Raw genomic sequence first — 15938 nt, 5'->3', positions numbered from 1 at the left:
CGAACGTGGTGTTCTTCGCGGGGCCTTCTCCTCCCGGAAAGATCCACGCAACCTCCAGGGAAGAGCAGGAGCAGGTATGGCCGCACTGGCCCGGTGGTGCCTCGACCGCCGACTCCTCGTCGTCGTCCTCTGGCTGGCCGCCCTCGTCGGTCTGTCCTCGGCGGCCCTCGTGGCCGGCTCCGCGTACTCCAACGACTACGACATCAAGGGAACGGACTCCAGCAGGGCCACCGCCCTGCTCAAGGAGGCCTTCCCCGGCTCCTCCGGCGACAGCGACACGATCGTCTGGCACACCGGCCGGGACACCGTCAGTGCCGCGCCCGTCAAGGAGCGGCTGACCGGAGCCCTGGAGGAGGTCGCGGCGCTCCCCGGGGTCGCCTCGGTCACCGGCCCGTACGGCGCCGAGGGCGCCGGCCAGATCAGCCGGGACGGCCACACCGCCTACGCCACGGTGATGTTCGACCGGCCGTCGGAGGAACTGCACGCGGACGAGGTGCAGAAGGTCGTCGACACCGCGCGGGCGGCCGCCGACGCCGACACCACGGTCGCGCTCGGCGGCAGTGCCATCGCGCTCACCGAGGGCGGCGGCGGCCACATGAGCGAGGTCGTGGGCGTCGCCGTCGCGGCCGTGGTCCTGCTGCTGGCCTTCGGCTCGCTCTTCGCGATGTTCCTGCCGATCGTCACCGCGCTGGTGAGCGTGGGCACCGCGTACATGGCCGTCGAACTGCTCAGCCACCTGATGCGGGTGGCCGACTTCGCGCCGATGCTCGGTCTGCTCGTCGGGCTCGGCGTGGGCATCGACTACGCGCTGTTCATCGTCACCCGGCACCGCAGGGGCCTCAAACAGGGACTGCCGGTGCGCGAGGCCGCGCAGAAGGCGGTCGCCACGACCGGGCGGGCGGTGGTCTTCGCGGGCGGCACGGTGTGCGTGGCGCTGCTCGGCATGCTGATCCTGCGGCTGTCCTTCCTCAACGGCGTCGCCGTCGCCGCGTCCCTCACCGTGATGCTCACGGTCGCCGCCTCGGTGACGCTGCTGCCCGCCCTGCTCGGCGTGATCGGCATGAAGGCACTCAGCCGCCGGGAACGCCGCCGGCTCGCCGAGCACGGTCCCGCGCCGGAACTGCCCACCGGGCTCGCCGCCCGCTGGTCCGCCTTCGTCGAGCGGCACCCGCGGATCCTCGCGGCGGTCGCCGCCGCCGTGATGCTGCTCCTGGCCGTGCCCACCCTGTCCCTGCACCTGGGCGCCTCGGACCAGGGCAACGACGCCACGGGGACCTCCACCCGGCAGGCGTACGACATGCTGTCGGACGGCTTCGGGCCCGGCTTCAACGGGCCGCTGCAACTGGTCGCCACGTCCGGCGACGCGGCCGACCGGGCCGCCCTGGAGCGGCTCACCGACGTGCTCCGGCGCACCGAGGGCGTCGCCGCGGTCCACATGGAGTCCGCGCAGCACGGCAACGGCCTCAACGTCGTGGACGTCGTGCCGACCACCTCCCCGCAGGACCAGGCGACCGACCGGCTCGTCACCCACCTGCGCCGGGACGTCGTCCCCGAGGCCACCGAGGGCACCTCGCTGCGGGTGTACGTCGGCGGCGTCACCGCGGGCTACGCGGACTTCGCCTCGGTGATCGTCGGCAAACTCCCGCTGTTCGTCGGCTCGGTCGTCGGCCTGGGCTGCGTGCTCCTGCTGCTGGCGTTCCGCAGCATCGGCATCCCGCTCAAGGCGGCGGTCATGAACATCGCCGCGGTCGCCTCCTCCTTCGGAATCGTGGTGGCGATCTTCCAATGGGGCTGGGGCAGCGAGTTGCTGGGACTCGGGGCCGCCGGGCCGATCGAGCCGTTCCTCCCGGTGATCATGGTCTCGGTGCTCTTCGGGCTCTCGATGGACTACCAGGTCTTCCTGGTGAGCCGGATGTACGAGGAGTGGCGGGAGACGCACGACAACCGCCGCGCCGTCCGGGTCGGCCTGACCGAGACCAGCCGCGTGATCAACTCCGCGGCGGTCATCATGGTCTCCGTCTTCCTGGCCTTCGTCCTCAGCGGCGACCGGGTGATCGCGATGTTCGGCATCGGACTGGCCGCCGCCGTCGCCCTGGACGCCTTCGTCCTGCGAACCCTGCTGGTCCCGGCGTTGATGCACATGATGGGGCGGTGGAACTGGTGGCTGCCGGAACGGCTGGACCGGCGCCTGCCGAGGATCTGCATCGAGGGTCCCCGAGGCACCTGCGACGGCTCCGGGGGGCCCGAAAGCGCGGATTCTCAGGAAGTTCTCAGAATTTGACCCTACGGTTGCCGCTCATGGAGACCATCAAGACCGCGGACGCGGCAGCCGGCACGACCACCGACGCCGTGGAGACCGTGTCCGACGGCGCCACGACGGACGCCGCCACCAAGAACAGCGCGCAGACCGAGACCAGCACCAGCACCAGCACGGAGCAGGCCGAGAAGGCAGAGCCCGTCGAGAACACCGACGCGGACGACGAGTTCGCCGAGGACGAGGGCGACGGGGACACCCCCGCCGGCCGTTCCTCCGCGGTCGCCCCGGGCGCCGCGGCCGTCGTGGGCGCCGCCCTCGGCCTGGCCTCCCTGACCGGCACCTGGATGGGCACCGTCCTGTCCGCCCGCCGTGAACTCGTCGGGCAGATCGGCGCCTCCTCCGCGAGCCCCGCGGAGCAGATCAACCAGATATACGCCGCGCCGTGGCACACCGTGGCCGCGATCAACGGGGCCTTCGCGCTGGTGGCGCTCATCGTCACCGGCATCGTGCTGCTCGCCGTGCGGGACTCCGCCCCGTGGGCGCGCGCCCTCGCCTGGGGCGGGCTGGTGCTCGGTGCCCTGGGCCTGCTCATCGCGGTCGGGATGTACTTCGACCTGTTCGCCTCCCTGCCCACCGTGCCCGCCACGCCTGCCGCGCCCGCCGGAAGCGGCGGCTGACCCTGGGCACCCGCCGGGGCTGCCTAAGGCATCCCGGCCGCCGAACCCTGGGAGGTTGCCCGATGCGGCGCCCCCGCCTTGGGGACGAGGCTGAAGTCACCGGAGAACGAAGCCGGTCGACCATCCGCCCCGTCCCCAAGGAGTCGGCGATGTACCTGCACGAAATGCTCGGCCGGGCCCGCACCGAGGAACTGCTGCGCGAGGCCGAGGAGTTCCGCCTGGCCCACGCGGCGCGGCAGGCCGCGCGCGAGGCCGCCCGCGAGACCGCCGTTCGCCGGGCCGCGCGCCGCGGCGGCACCGAGGCCGCACCCGACGACGGGGAGGACCGGCCCGGCAGGGCCGTCCGGCGCGGCCGGCGACCGCGCCGGCTGGGCGCGGCCGGATGACCATCACGGTGCCGGCGCAAACCGGTACCGCCCTGTCGGACCCCCGTGCGATGCTCGGGACCGTGCAGAACCAGTCCGTCAGCCCGGTGTTCGTGGGCCGTGCCCGCGAACTGACCCGGCTCGCCTCCGCGCTCGCCCGCGCCCACGCGGGCGAGCCGCAGGCGCTGGTCATCGGCGGCGAGGCGGGCGTCGGCAAGACCCGGCTGGTGGAGGAGTTCCTCACGGCGGCCCGCGGTCCCGGCACGGTGACCGCCGTCGGCGGCTGCGTCGAGATCGGCGCGGACGGCCTGCCGTTCGCCCCCGTCGCCACGATCCTGCGCTCCCTGCACCGGCAACTGGGCGACGAACTGACCGCCGCCGCCACGGGCCGCGAGGGCGAACTCGCCCGCCTGCTGCCCGGGATCGGGCCGCCCGGCGGCCCCGACGCACCGCAGGACCGGCACGACGAGGACGGCCGCGCCCGGCTGTTCGAGCTCACCGCGCGGCTGCTGGAGCGGCTCTCCGAGGACCGCACCCTCGTCGTCGCCCTGGAGGACCTGCACTGGGCGGACCGCTCCACCCGCGAACTCCTCGCCTACCTGCTGCGGTCGGCGTCCCGCGGACGGCTGGTCGTGCTGGCCACGTACCGCTCCGACGACATCCACCGCCGCCACCCGCTGCGGCCCTTCCTCGCCGAACTCGACCGGATGCGCACCGTGGAGCGCATCGAGCTGTCCCGCTTCAGCCAGGCCGAGGTGCGCGCCCAGGTCGCCGGCATCCTCGCCGCGGAGCCCACGCCGTCGCTGGTCGAGCGGGTCTTCGCCCGCTCCGACGGCAACCCGTTCTTCGTCGAGGAACTGGCCTGCAGCATCACGCAGGGCTGCCGCACCGGGCTCAGCGACAGCCTGCGCGACCTGCTGCTGGTGCGGGTCGAGACCCTGCCCGAGACCGCGCAACGAGTCGCCCGCGTCGTCGCCGAGGGCGGCTCCGCCGTCGAGTACCGGCTGCTCGCGGCCGTCGCCGGGCTCGGCGAGGACGAACTCCTGGAGGCGCTGCGGGCCGCCGTCGGCGCCAAGATCCTCCTGCCGACCGACGACGGCGACGGCTACCGCTTCCGGCACGCGCTGGTCCGCGAGGCCGTCGGCGACGACCTGCTGCCCGGGGAGCGCAGCCGCCTCAACCGCCGCTACGCCGAGGCGCTGGAGGCCGAGCCCGCCCTCGTCCCGGCCGACGAACTGCCCGCCCGGCTGGCGAGTCACTGGTACCACGCCCACGATCCGACCCGCGCGCTGCCCGCCGTGCTGCGCGCCTCGGTCGCGGCGCGCCGCCGGCACGCCTACGCCGAGCAGCACGGCCTGCTCGAACGCGCCCTGGAACTGTGGGACGACGCCCCGCGGGACGTCCGCGCGGCACTGCGGCCGATGGACTACGTCGAGGTCTACCCGCCCTGCGGCTGCGACCCCGGCAGCACACCCCTGCGCTATCTCGACCTGCTCGCCGAGACCGCCGTCGCCGCCCGGCTCAGCGCCGACCGCGAAGGGGCGTACGACGTCACCAAACGCGCCCTGCGGCTGCTCGAACGCGACGACGACCCGCTGCGCGCCGCCTGGTTCTGGATCCAGCGGTCGCGGCTGATGGTGGCGATGGGGCGCGGCGACGGGTGGGCGGAGATATCCCGCGCCGAGCAACTGGTCGAGGGCCTGCCGCCGTCACCCGTCCACGCCGACGTGCTGGAGAGCGCCGCCGGCTGGGGCATGCTGCACAATCCGGGGCCGGAGAGCATCGGCACCGCCGAGCGCGCCGTCGAACTGGCCCGGCTCGTCGGCGCGGAGGAGACCGAGATCCGCGCGCGCATCACCCTCGGCGTCCTGCGCGGCGCCTGCGGCGACGTGGACGGCGGCCTCCACGAGCTCGCCGCGGCCCGGGAACAGGCCGCCGCCTCCGGCCGGTACGCCGGCCTCGTGGTCAACGCGGACGCCAACCTCGCAGCCGCCCTGGAGGCCGTGGGCCGCTCGGAGGAGGCCGTGGCCACCGCACGCCGGGGTGTCGAGAACGCCCTGTGCCACGGGCTGCGCGACGGCGCCGCCTTCGCCGCCGCCAACGAGGCCGAGTCCCTGCTAGCTCTCGGCCGCTGGGACGAGGCGGCGGCCCTGGCCGCCCACGGCCGCGACACCTCGGAACACGCCCTCTACCTCGGCTGGGCGGCGACACTGCTGGCCCATGTCGCCGTGCTGCGCGGCGACCACGCGGCGGCCGAGGCCGAGGTCGCCGCCGCCCGCGAGCACCTGGGCGCCGAGGACCGCCAGCCCCAGAACACCGTGCCGCTGTGCCACTTGGCGGTGGCCGCCGCGGCCGGACACGGACGCTTCCTCGAAGCCCGCGCCGGGGTGCGCGCCGCACTCGCCGCCGGGTTGCCGGCCGCCGTCCACCGCTACGCCTGGCCGCTGCTGCACACCGCCGCCGCGCTGGAGGCCGACGCGCTGGGCCTGCCCGGCGCCGACGCCGACCGGGCCGACACGCTCGCCCTCATCCGCGCCGCCGCGGGGCGGCTGCCCCGCCTCGCCCCGGTGTGGGCGGCCTACGCCCTGCTGGTCGACGCCGAACTGACGCGTGCGGAAGGCGGCACGGAGCCCGCGCCCTGGGCGGCCGCCGAGGAGGCCTTCGCGGCCCTGGACCGCCCGCACCCGCTGGCCCAGGTACGGCTGCGGCACGCCGAGGCGCTGCTCGCCCAGGGCGGCCCCGAGGCCCGCGACCGTGCGGCCGCCCTGCTCCGGCAGGCCCGTGACGCGTCGGCGGCCCTGGGCGCGGCGCCCCTGACCGAGGCCGTGGAACTGCTCGCCCGCCGCGGCCGCCTGTCGCTCGACGCCGCGGAGGCCCCTGCGGACGAGGAGCCCGAGCCCTTCGGCCTCACCACGCGTGAGCGCGAGGTACTGCGCCGGGTCGCCGCGGGCTGGACCAACCGCCGCATCGCCGAGGAGCTGTTCATCTCGCCCAAGACCGCGAGCGTGCATGTCTCCAACATCCTGGCCAAACTCGGCGTCTCCGGCCGCGGTGAAGCCGCCGCGCTCGCGCACCGCCTGCGTCTCTTCCCGGACGCGCCGGCCTAGCTCGCGCGACGGCGTTCCTCCGCGGCGCCGGGGCGGGGTCGGCGTCTCCGTCCGCGCTCGTGTACCGCCTGCGTCTTTTCCGGGACGTGTCGGCGTTCTCCGTGGCCCGGGGGTCTGGCGCGGGCGTGCGGATCACCGCGGCGCCGGAGGTCGGGTCGATCGGGCGGTGGCCGAACTCGGCGCCTCCGGCCGCGGCGAGGAGGCCGCGGTCGCGCATCGCCTGTTCCGGGACGTGCCGGCCCAGCCGGAGAGAACAGCTCCTGGAGCGCGTCGAACATCGCGCCCCGGCGTGCCGTCGTCAGCCGACCTTCAACCGCAGGATGCGGTCGTCGCCCTTGCGGGGCTCCCCCCGGCCGTCGGTGTTGCTCGTCGTCAGCAGCAGATCGCCGTCGGGCTCTGCCACGACCGTGCGCAGCCGCCCGTAGGTGCCGACGAGGAAGGCCTGCGGCGGTGCCGCGGCCTTCGTGCCCGCCAGCGGGATGCGCCACAGCCGGGCGCCGCGCAGCGAGGCCATCCACAAGGAGCCCTTGGCGTAGGCGATGCCGCTGGGGGAGGCGTCGTCAGTGTGCCAGGTGGCGATCGGGTCGGCGTAGCCCGCGCGGTGGGCCAGGCCCTCGACGACGGGCCAGCCGTAGTTCTTGCCGGGCTCGATGAGGTTGACCTCGTCCCAGGTGTCCTGGCCGAACTCCGAGGCCCACAACCGCCCCTCGGCGTCCCAGGTGAGGCCCTGCACATTGCGGTGGCCAAAGGAGTAGACGAGGGAGTCCGCCTCGGGATTGCCGTGCACGGGCTCGCCGTCGGGTGTCATGCGCAGGATCTTGCCGCCCAGGGACTTCTTGTCCTGGGCCAGGCCGCGGTCGCCGCTCTCGCCGGTGCCCGCGTACAGCATGCCGTCCGGGCCGAAGGCGATCCGGCCGCCGTTGTGGATGGCGCCGTGCGGAATGCCGCGCAGGATGGTGTCGGGGGCGCCGAGCTGCTCGCCGGCCGGCTTGGCAGGGTCGTAGAGCATGCGGGCGATGCGGTTGTCGGAGTCGGTGGTGAAGTACGCGTACACCAGGTGGTCGGTCGCGAAGCCGGGGGAGACCGCCAGCCCGAGGAGGCCGCCCTCGCCGCCCGAGGAGACCCCGGGCACCGTGCCGGCCTCGGTCGTGCGGCCGGTGGCCGGGTCCACCCGGACGATCCTGCCGGTGTCGCGCGAGGCGACCAGCAGCCCGCCGTCCTGCAGGACGGCCACGCCCCACGGGGTGTTCAGCCCGGTCGCGACGGTGCCGACGACCTGCACCGAGCCCTTCGCGGGCGCGGCGGGGACCGTCGAGCCGCCGGACGGCGGGGCCGGGGCGGCGCCGGAGGAGGAGGCGGCGGGGGCGGAGGTCGCGGAGGCCGTCAACGCGTCCCCGGAGGAGCATCCCGCGGTCAGCAGTGCGGCAGCGGCCAGCACGGCGGTGACAACGGCGGTACGGCGTCCCACGCTTCCCTCCCGGCGGTCCTGCGGCACGGACTTCAAGCACATCACATCTGTCTCTACACCGCCCGGCCGTTGCCGGTTCCCGCCGCGGCGGGAAGACCGGGAAACCCGGGAAAACCAGAAAACCCGGGAAACCCGGGAAAAGGGGGCGGTGCGCTCAGTCCCAGGAGCCGCGGGCCGGCGGCAGGCCGGCTATCTCGGTGAAGTCCTCCGCGGTCAGCACGAGTTCGGCCGCACCGGCGTTCTCCGCCGCCCACCGCTCCCGCTTGGTCCCCGGCACCGGCACCACCTGCGGTCCCTGGGCGAGCACCCACGCCAGCGCCACCTGCGCGGGCGTCGCGCCGCGCGCCTCGGCGACCCGGCGCAGTCCCGCCACGATCGGCTGGTTGGCGGCCATCATCTCGGCGGTGAACCGCGGATGCCGGGCCCGAGTGTCGTCGCGCTCGAAGCCCTGGCCCGGGGTGAGCGTGCCCGTCAGGAAGCCGTTGCCCAGCGGCATCGCGGCCATGAAGCCGACCCCGCGCTGCGTGCACCACGGCAGCAGCTCGGCCAGCGCGCCGGGCGACCACACCGACAGTTCGGCCTGCACGCAGCTGACCGGGAACACCTGCTGCACCCGCCGCAGATGGGCGAGCGTCTCGTCGTAGATCCGCGACCCGGCGCGGCGCGGCGCCCGCGCGCCCACCGCGCACCACCCCAGCGCGCGCACCTTGCCGGCGGTGACCAGTTCCGCCATCGCGCCCCAGGTCTCCTCGACCGGCACCTCCGGATCGGCCCGGTGCAGTTGGTAGAGGTCGATCACGTCCGTCTGCAGCCGCCGCAGCGAGGCGTCGCAGGCCCGCCGCACATAGGAGGGCCGCCCGTTGGCCACCAGGTGCTGCTCGCCCACCAGCAGACCGCACTTGGTGGAGACGAACGCCTCGTCCCGGCGCTGCTTCAGCACCCGCCCGAGCAGCAGCTCATTGGTGAACGGGCCGTAGATGTCGGCGGTGTCCAGCAGCGTCGTCCCCCGGTCGAGCGCCGCGTGCACCGTCCGCAAGGACGCTTCACCGTCCTGCTGCGAGGTGGTGTACGCCCAGCTCATCGGCATGCACCCGAGTCCCACGGCGCCCACCTCGAGAGCCGCCGCCCCGACCGTCCTGCGCTCCACCTGGATGACCTCCGCTGACCACTCGCGCCGCCCCACTGTGTCATAGCCTCCTGACCATGGCTGACATCACCCGGAACCACCGCCCCACCGCATGGCTGCCGATCCCCGCCGAGGACATCGGGGGACTCCCGGACAGCGTCGACTACCTCTTCTGGGACGGCGGCGAGGACTACCCCGGCGACCCGGCCGAGACGGACTTCTACGTGGTGCCGTACATGAAGGGCGCGGAGGTCGCGGGCCGCCCGCTCCCGCGGATGACGGGCCTTCAGGTGGTGCAGACGCTCAGCGCCGGCGTGGACCACGTACTGCCGCACCTGGCCGAGCTCCCCTCCGGCGTGCGCCTGTGCAACGCGCGCGGTGTCCACGAGGCGAGCACCGCGGAACTGGCCCTGGCGCTCACCCTGGCCTCCCTGCGCGGCATCCCGCGCTTCGTGCGCGGGCAGGACGCCGAGGAGTGGCACGACGGTTTCTACCCGGCCCTGGCCGACAAGAGCGTTCTGATCGTCGGTTACGGATCCATCGGCGCCGCGATCGAGGACCGGCTCGCGCCCTTCGAGTGCGACGTCGTCCGGGTCGCCCGCCTGGCGCGCCGCTCCCCGCGCGGCCCGGTGCACGCCCTGGGGGAGCTGCCCGCGCTGCTGCCCGCCGCCGACGTGGTCGTCCTGTCGACCCCGCTGACCGAGGCGACTCGGGGGCTGGTGGACGCCGCTTTCCTGGCCCGGATGAAGGACGGCGCCCTCCTGGTGAACGTCGCGCGCGGGCCCGTGGTGGACACCGGTGCCCTGGTCGCCGAGCTGACGTCCGGCCGCGTGCGCGCGGCACTCGATGTCACCGACCCCGAGCCGCTGCCCGCGGGGCACCCCCTCTGGCACGCCCCCGGCGCCCTCATCAGCCCGCACGTCGGCGGCAGTACGTCCGCCTTCCTCCCGCGGGCCAGGCTGCTGCTGCGCGAGCAGCTGCGCCGGTTCGCGGCCGGTGAGAACCTGGCCAACATCGTGACCACGACCTGACGGCCCCTTAACTCCCTTGTGGCACCGGGTGACTGGAAAGACCCCTGGAACCGCTTGCCGGTCACGCTGTGTAGAGGAACTATGTCCCTGAGTGACCGCTCTGGTGTATCGTCCCGGATTGGGGGAACGCGACCGGCGTGGCGTGGAATGCCGCGAACGGGCGCGGGACGGCTCAGGACTTGATGGGGGGCGACGGGCGATGTGCTGCCAATGGAGAGAGCACCGGAAGCGGGATCACGGCACACCACGCCGGGAGCGCTCACGGCATTCCCGGACGACGCCGTGAGTGCCCAGGGGGCCGTGCTCGCGGGGCCCCCGGTCCCCAAGGGCCGGTCGGCGATCCTGCCGCAGGTCGTCGTGTCCGTGCTCTGCGGCGGCTATGCGATCGGCGCCGCCCTCGGGTGGGGTTCCGAGCAGATGGCCGTGGTGATGGGGGACTTCGGGCTCTCCGGCGCCGCCCTGGCGGCCACTGTCTCGTGCCTGGCGTACATCCGCACCGTGTCGCGCCGGAAGCGGCCCGCCTGGGTGCTGTTCGCCCTGTCGTCCGCCATGGTCGCGCTCGGCAACGGCATCTGGGGCTGGTACGAGGTCGTGCTGCGCGAGGACGTGCCGCGCACCTCGCTCGCCGACTTCTGCTTCCTGCTCTTCGCCCCGCCCGCGATCATCGGCCTGCTCGTGCTGGCCAAGCGCCCGGACAACCGGTCCGGCTGGGTCTGCCTGGGGCTCGACGCCTGGCTCATCGCCGGCTCGCTGGTCACCCTGTCCTGGACCCTCGCGCTCGCCCAGGCCGCGCTGTGGGACGGGCGGAGCACCGCGTGCATCGCCCTGTCGCTGGCGTACCCGCTGCTCGACATCCTGCTCGTCAGCATGGTGCTGGCGCTGCACTTCCGGCGTTCCTCGGCCAACCGGGCGGCGGTCAACACCGCCATCGCGTCGCTCGCCCTGACGGTGCTGTGCGACGCCCTGTTCACCTCGCCCCTGCTGCGCGAGCACTACCGTTCCGGCCAGATCCTCGACGCGGGCTGGTTCGCGGGCAGCATGCTGCTGGCCTACGCGCCCTGGGTGGGCCACCGGGAGCGGGCCGCCGAGCGCCGGGCCGCTCCCGAGCCGCGCCGTGCGAGCGGCTCCCTGGCCGCGCTCACTCCGTACCTCGCCGCCGCGGTCTGCGTCCTCGGCATCCTCTACAACGCCATCGACGGCCGCAGGATCGACCGCGTGGTGCTGTTCGCCGGCTGCACCGTCGTCCTCGCCCTGGTGGTGCGCCAGGGCATCATGCTGCTCGACAACATCTCCCTCGCTCAGGAGCTCGCCCAGAAGGAGAACCACTTCCGCTCCCTGGTGCAGGGCTCCAGCGACGTCATCATGATCGCCTCGCCCACCGGCGTGCTGCGGTACGTCAGCCCCGCCGCCACCGGTGTGTACGGGCGGGAGGCGGAGGAGATGGTCGGCACCGAGTTCGCCTCCCACATCCATCCCGACGACCTCGGCCGGGTGCTGCACGAGGTGCGGCGCTTCCTGGCCGCGCATCCGGCGCAGGAGCCCGCCACCCGCATCGAGTGCCGCATCCACCACGGCGACGGAAGCTGGCTCAATGTCGAGTCCAGCGTCAACCGCTACCAGGGCGGGCTGATCTTCAACAGCCGCGACGTCACCGAGCGCGTCCGGCTCCAGGCGCAACTGCAGCACAGCGCCTCGCACGACCCGCTCACCGATCTGCCCAACCGCGCCCTGTTCACCGAGCGCATCCGGCAGGCCCTCGGCGGCCGCCGCGCCGGCGACGGCGAGCCCGGCACCACCGCGGTGCTCTTCATCGACCTCGACGGCTTCAAGGCGGTCAACGACACCGTGGGCCACCAGGCCGGCGACGAGCTGCTGATCCAGGCCGCCCGCCGGCTCCAGGAGTCCGTGCGCGCGGGCGACACCGCGGCCCGTCTCGGCGGCGACGAGTTCGCCGCCCTCATCTGCGGCACCAGCGCCGACCGCCATCTGCGCGAGTACCAGGTGCACGAGGTCGCCGACCGGCTGCGGGCCGCGCTCTCCGAGCCCTACCGCGTGGACGGCACGGAGGTACGGGTGGCCGCCAGCATCGGCGTCGCCTTCGCCGACCCGGGTGTCAGCCCCGGTGAGCTGCTGCGCAACGCCGACCTGGCGATGTACCGGGCCAAGCAGGCCGGCAAGGGCCGGGTGGAGATGTACGCGCCCGCCATGCAGGCCGAGGTGGTACGCCGTGCCGAACTGGCCGGACGCCTGCGCTCGGCGCTGCGCGACGGCGAGTTCGCGCTGCTCCACCAGCCGGTGGTCGACCTGTGCAGCGGCGAGGTCACCGCGGTCGAGGCGCAGGCCCGCTGGCGTTCCGCCCAGGGCATCCTCTTCACCCCCGCGGAGTTCCTGCGGGTCGCCGAGGACACCGACCGCACCTCCCAGCTGGCCCGCTGGCTGCTGGAGGAGGCCGTGAGCCAGGCCGCGCTGCGGCACGCGGCGGGCCTGCCGGTCCCCGTCGCCGTCCGGCTGTCCACGCGCCGGCTGATGCACCGCGAGCTGCCCACCAAGGACATCGAGGCGCTGCTCGCCCAGCACGAGCTGCCGCCGGGCGCCCTGCTGCTCCAGCTGGCCGACCAGGACCCCCGTATCTCCTTCGACGAGCTGGAGCGCCGGCTGACCGCGCTGCGCCGCCTCGGGGTGAAGATCGCGCTGGAGGGCTTCGGCACCGGCTACGCGCCGATGAACGTCCTGCGGCGGCTGCCGCTGGACGTCCTCAAGCTGGACCGGGGCCTGACCGAGGGCGTCGTGGAGTCCGCCCGGCTGCGCAAGATCACCACGGGGCTGCTGGGCATCGCCGAGGACCTCGGTATCCGCTCGGTGGCCGAGGGGGTGGACCGCCCGGAGCAGGTGCTCGTGTTGCGTGAGATGCGATGTACGCACGGCCAGGGCATGGCATTCTCAGGGCCTCTGGACGAGCACCGGCTGCGTTCCTCGCTGACCCGCGGCGGCTACCCCGTCCCCGGGGACACGGCCCTCCTGGCGGGCGGCAGGACCCCCGCGCACGGCACCTGCACCACCGACGAGATTCTCTCGAATGCTGAGACGCCCGTCCCACCCGCTTGACACCCCCCAGGCCCGGGGAGGAAGGTCAGTCCCATGCGCACCCGAATTCTCGTACTTGGAAAGCGCGTCGGCTGACCCGAGGCCGCATCCCGCCTCGTGGAAACCACCGACGCGCTCCCCTCGCTTGCCCCTGGGCACGAGGGGTTTTTTGTTGCCTGGGATTCAGACAAACCACCCTCTCCACCCTCAAACTTCTGAGAGATGAGAAGCAGATGACCGAGCAGGCCACCGGGGCCCACCACCCGCAGCCGCGGGCCCGCGGCGCCGCGCCGCAGCCCGTCACCGCCGAGCGCGTCACGGGCGCCCAGTCCCTCATCCGCTCGCTGGAGGCGGTCGGCGCCGACACGGTGTTCGGTATCCCGGGTGGCGCGATCCTTCCGGCCTACGACCCGCTGATGGACTCCAAGAAGGTGCGCCACGTCCTGGTCCGCCACGAGCAGGGCGCCGGACACGCCGCCACCGGCTACGCGCAGGCCACCGGCAAGGTCGGCGTCTGCATGGCCACCTCCGGTCCCGGTGCCACCAACCTCGTCACCCCGATCGCCGACGCGCACATGGACTCGGTCCCCATGGTCGCGATCACCGGCCAGGTCGCGTCCAAGGCGATCGGCACCGACGCCTTCCAGGAGGCGGACATCTGCGGCATCACCATGCCGATCACCAAGCACAACTTCCTGGTCACCGATGCCGCCGAGATCCCGCGGACCATCGCCGAGGCCTTCCACATCGCCTCCACCGGCCGCCCCGGCCCGGTCCTGGTCGACATCGCCAAGGACGCCCTCCAGGCGCAGACCACCTTCTCCTGGCCGCCGGCCACCGATCTGCCCGGCTACCGCCCGGTGACCAAGCCGCACGCCAAGCAGATCCGCGAGGCCGCCCGGCTGATCAACGAGGCCCGGCGTCCCGTGCTGTACGTCGGCGGCGGCGTCCTGAAGGCCCGCGCCACGGCCGAGCTGCGCATCCTGGCCGAGCTGACCGGCGCCCCGGTGACCACCACGCTGATGGCGCTCGGCGCTTTCCCCGACAGCCACGCCCAGCATGTCGGAATGCCCGGCATGCACGGCTCGGTCTCCGCCGTCGCCGCGCTGCAGAAGGCCGATCTGATCGTCGCCCTCGGCGCCCGCTTCGACGACCGGGTCACCGGCAAGCTGGACTCCTTCGCCCCGTACGCCAAGATCGTCCACGCCGACATCGACCCGGCCGAGATCTCCAAGAACCGGGTCGCCGACGTGCCGATCGTCGGTGACGCCCGCGAGGTCCTCGCCGACCTGATCGTCGCCGTCCAGGCCGACCACGACGCCGGCCACCGCGGCGACTACACCGAGTGGTGGAAGCTGCTCAACGGTCTGCGCGACACCTACCCGCTCGGTTACGACCTGCCCGCCGACGGCAGCCTGTCCCCGCAGCAGGTCATCCAGCGCATCGGCGAGCTGGCCCCGGAGGGCACCCTCTTCGCCGCCGGCGTCGGCCAGCACCAGATGTGGTCCTCGCAGTTCATCTCCTTCGAGCGGCCCAACACCTGGTTCAACTCCGGCGGCGCCGGGACCATGGGCTACGCGGTGCCCGCGGCGATGGGTGCCAAGGCGGGCATGCCCGGCTCCACCGTGTGGGCGATCGACGGCGACGGCTGCTTCCAGATGACCAATCAGGAACTGACCACCTGCGCGCTGAACAACATCCCCATCAAGGTCGCCGTCATCAACAACGGTGCCCTCGGCATGGTCCGCCAGTGGCAGTCGCTCTTCTACAACGAGCGCTACTCCAACACCGTCCTGCACGGCGGCGAGACCAATGCCGGCAGCGGCTCCCACACGGGCGCCAGCGACGGCCCGCGCAGCGGCACCCGTGTCCCGGACTTCGTGAAGCTGGCCGAGGCCATGGGATGCGTCGGCCTGCGCTGCGAGGACCCCGCCGACCTCGACGAGATCATCGAGAAGGCCAACGCCATCAACGACCGCCCCGTGGTCGTCGACTTCATCGTCCACGAGGACGCCATGGTGTGGCCGATGGTCGCCGCCGGCACCTCCAACGACGAGATCATGGCCGCCCGCGACGTCCGCCCGGACTTCGGCGACGCGGCCGACGACTGAGGACCGAGAGAAGCAGAGGAACGACGCGACATGTCCAAGCACACGCTCTCCGTCCTGGTGGAGAACAAGCCCGGTGTCCTCGCCCGGATCACCGCCCTGTTCTCCCGCCGCGGCTTCAACATCGACTCCCTCGCCGTCGGCACCACGGAGCACCCCGACATCTCCCGTATCACCATCGTGGTGAACGTGATCGACGAGCTCCCGCTGGAGCAGGTCACCAAGCAGCTCAACAAGCTCGTCAATGTGCTGAAGATCGTCGAGCTGGAGCCCGGTTCCGCCGTCCAGCGCGAGCTGGTCCTGGTGAAGGTGCGGGCCGACAACGAGTCGCGCTCCCAGATCGTCGAGATCGTGCAGCTGTTCCGGGCCAAGACCGTCGACGTCTCCCCGGAGGCCGTCACCATCGAGGCCACCGGCGGCGCCGACAAGCTGGAGGCGATGCTGAAGATGCTGGAGCCGTTCGGCATCAAGGAGCTGGTCCAGTCCGGCACGATCGCGATCGGCCGCGGCGCCCGTTCGATCACCGACCGGTCCCTGCGTGCCCTCGACCGGACCGCATAGCGAGACCGCAAAACTAGTTCTCCGCCCACGGACGTACTGTGTGGGCAACCCGCCAGATCCAAGGAGAGACCTCAAGTGGCCGAGCTGTTCTACGACGACGATGCCGACCTGTCCATCATCCAGGGCCGCAAGGTCGCGGTCATCGGCTACGGGA

Annotated in this window: 10 protein-coding genes; 8 read left to right on the top strand and 2 right to left on the bottom strand. The window is 73.1% G+C overall.

From position 1 onward, the window contains the following. Nucleotides 1-76 precede the first annotated feature (76 nt). The 4 genes from ABZ883_RS24920 (at nt 77) to ABZ883_RS24905 (ending at nt 6406) form a co-directional block, all read left to right on the top strand. Nucleotides 77-2281 carry an MMPL family transporter gene (locus ABZ883_RS24920; protein WP_360909629.1) on the top strand — a complete coding sequence of 735 codons (2205 nt, stop codon included), beginning with the start codon at nt 77-79 and terminating at the stop codon, nt 2279-2281. Between the two features lie 17 nt (nt 2282-2298). Next, nucleotides 2299-2934 (top strand): hypothetical protein, encoded by a 636-nt coding sequence (locus ABZ883_RS24915; protein WP_360909627.1) that lies wholly within the window; start codon nt 2299-2301, stop codon nt 2932-2934. A gap of 149 nt (nt 2935-3083) precedes the next feature. Then, the gene (locus tag ABZ883_RS24910; RefSeq protein ID WP_360909624.1) at nt 3084-3320 is read left to right on the top strand and encodes a hypothetical protein; all 237 of its coding nucleotides are present in this window, start codon (nt 3084-3086) and stop codon (nt 3318-3320) included. Between the two features lie 50 nt (nt 3321-3370). Continuing rightward, the gene (locus ABZ883_RS24905; RefSeq protein ID WP_360909934.1) at nt 3371-6406 is read left to right on the top strand and encodes an AAA family ATPase; all 3036 of its coding nucleotides are present in this window, start codon (nt 3371-3373) and stop codon (nt 6404-6406) included. 298 nt (nt 6407-6704) lie between these two features. Here ABZ883_RS24905 and ABZ883_RS24900 read toward each other — a convergent pair whose 3' ends face one another. Further along, a complete protein-coding gene (locus tag ABZ883_RS24900) occupies nt 6705-7874 on the bottom strand; it encodes a PQQ-dependent sugar dehydrogenase (RefSeq protein WP_360909622.1) in 1170 nt (389 codons plus the stop codon). A gap of 154 nt (nt 7875-8028) precedes the next feature. Next, the gene (locus ABZ883_RS24895; protein ID WP_360909932.1) at nt 8029-9021 is read right to left on the bottom strand and encodes an aldo/keto reductase; all 993 of its coding nucleotides are present in this window, start codon (nt 9019-9021) and stop codon (nt 8029-8031) included. Nucleotides 9022-9077: 56 nt separating this feature from the next. Between ABZ883_RS24895 and ABZ883_RS24890 the strand changes: the two genes are divergently transcribed. From ABZ883_RS24890 to ilvN, 4 genes are all read left to right on the top strand, one after another. Further along, a complete protein-coding gene (locus ABZ883_RS24890; protein WP_360909620.1) occupies nt 9078-10031 on the top strand; it encodes a 2-hydroxyacid dehydrogenase in 954 nt (317 codons plus the stop codon). Between the two features lie 282 nt (nt 10032-10313). Further along, complete coding sequence (locus ABZ883_RS24885) at nt 10314-13136, top strand: EAL domain-containing protein (RefSeq protein ID WP_360909618.1); 2823 nt, start codon at nt 10314-10316, stop codon at nt 13134-13136. A gap of 212 nt (nt 13137-13348) precedes the next feature. Then, nucleotides 13349-15226, top strand: a complete 1878-nt coding sequence (locus ABZ883_RS24880; RefSeq protein ID WP_360909615.1) for an acetolactate synthase large subunit — start codon at nt 13349-13351, stop codon at nt 15224-15226. A 30-nt stretch (nt 15227-15256) separates the two neighbouring features. Then, nucleotides 15257-15784 carry an acetolactate synthase small subunit gene (ilvN, locus tag ABZ883_RS24875; RefSeq protein ID WP_360909613.1) on the top strand — a complete coding sequence of 176 codons (528 nt, stop codon included), beginning with the start codon at nt 15257-15259 and terminating at the stop codon, nt 15782-15784. Nucleotides 15785-15938 lie beyond the last annotated feature (154 nt).

Origin of the sequence: Streptomyces sp. NPDC046977 (assembly GCF_040644455.1) — a bacterium.
Taxonomy (GTDB): Bacteria; Actinomycetota; Actinomycetes; order Streptomycetales; family Streptomycetaceae; genus Actinacidiphila.
The sequence above is the reverse complement of the archived record's forward strand: the minus strand, read 5'-3'. Positions and strand labels throughout refer to the sequence as shown.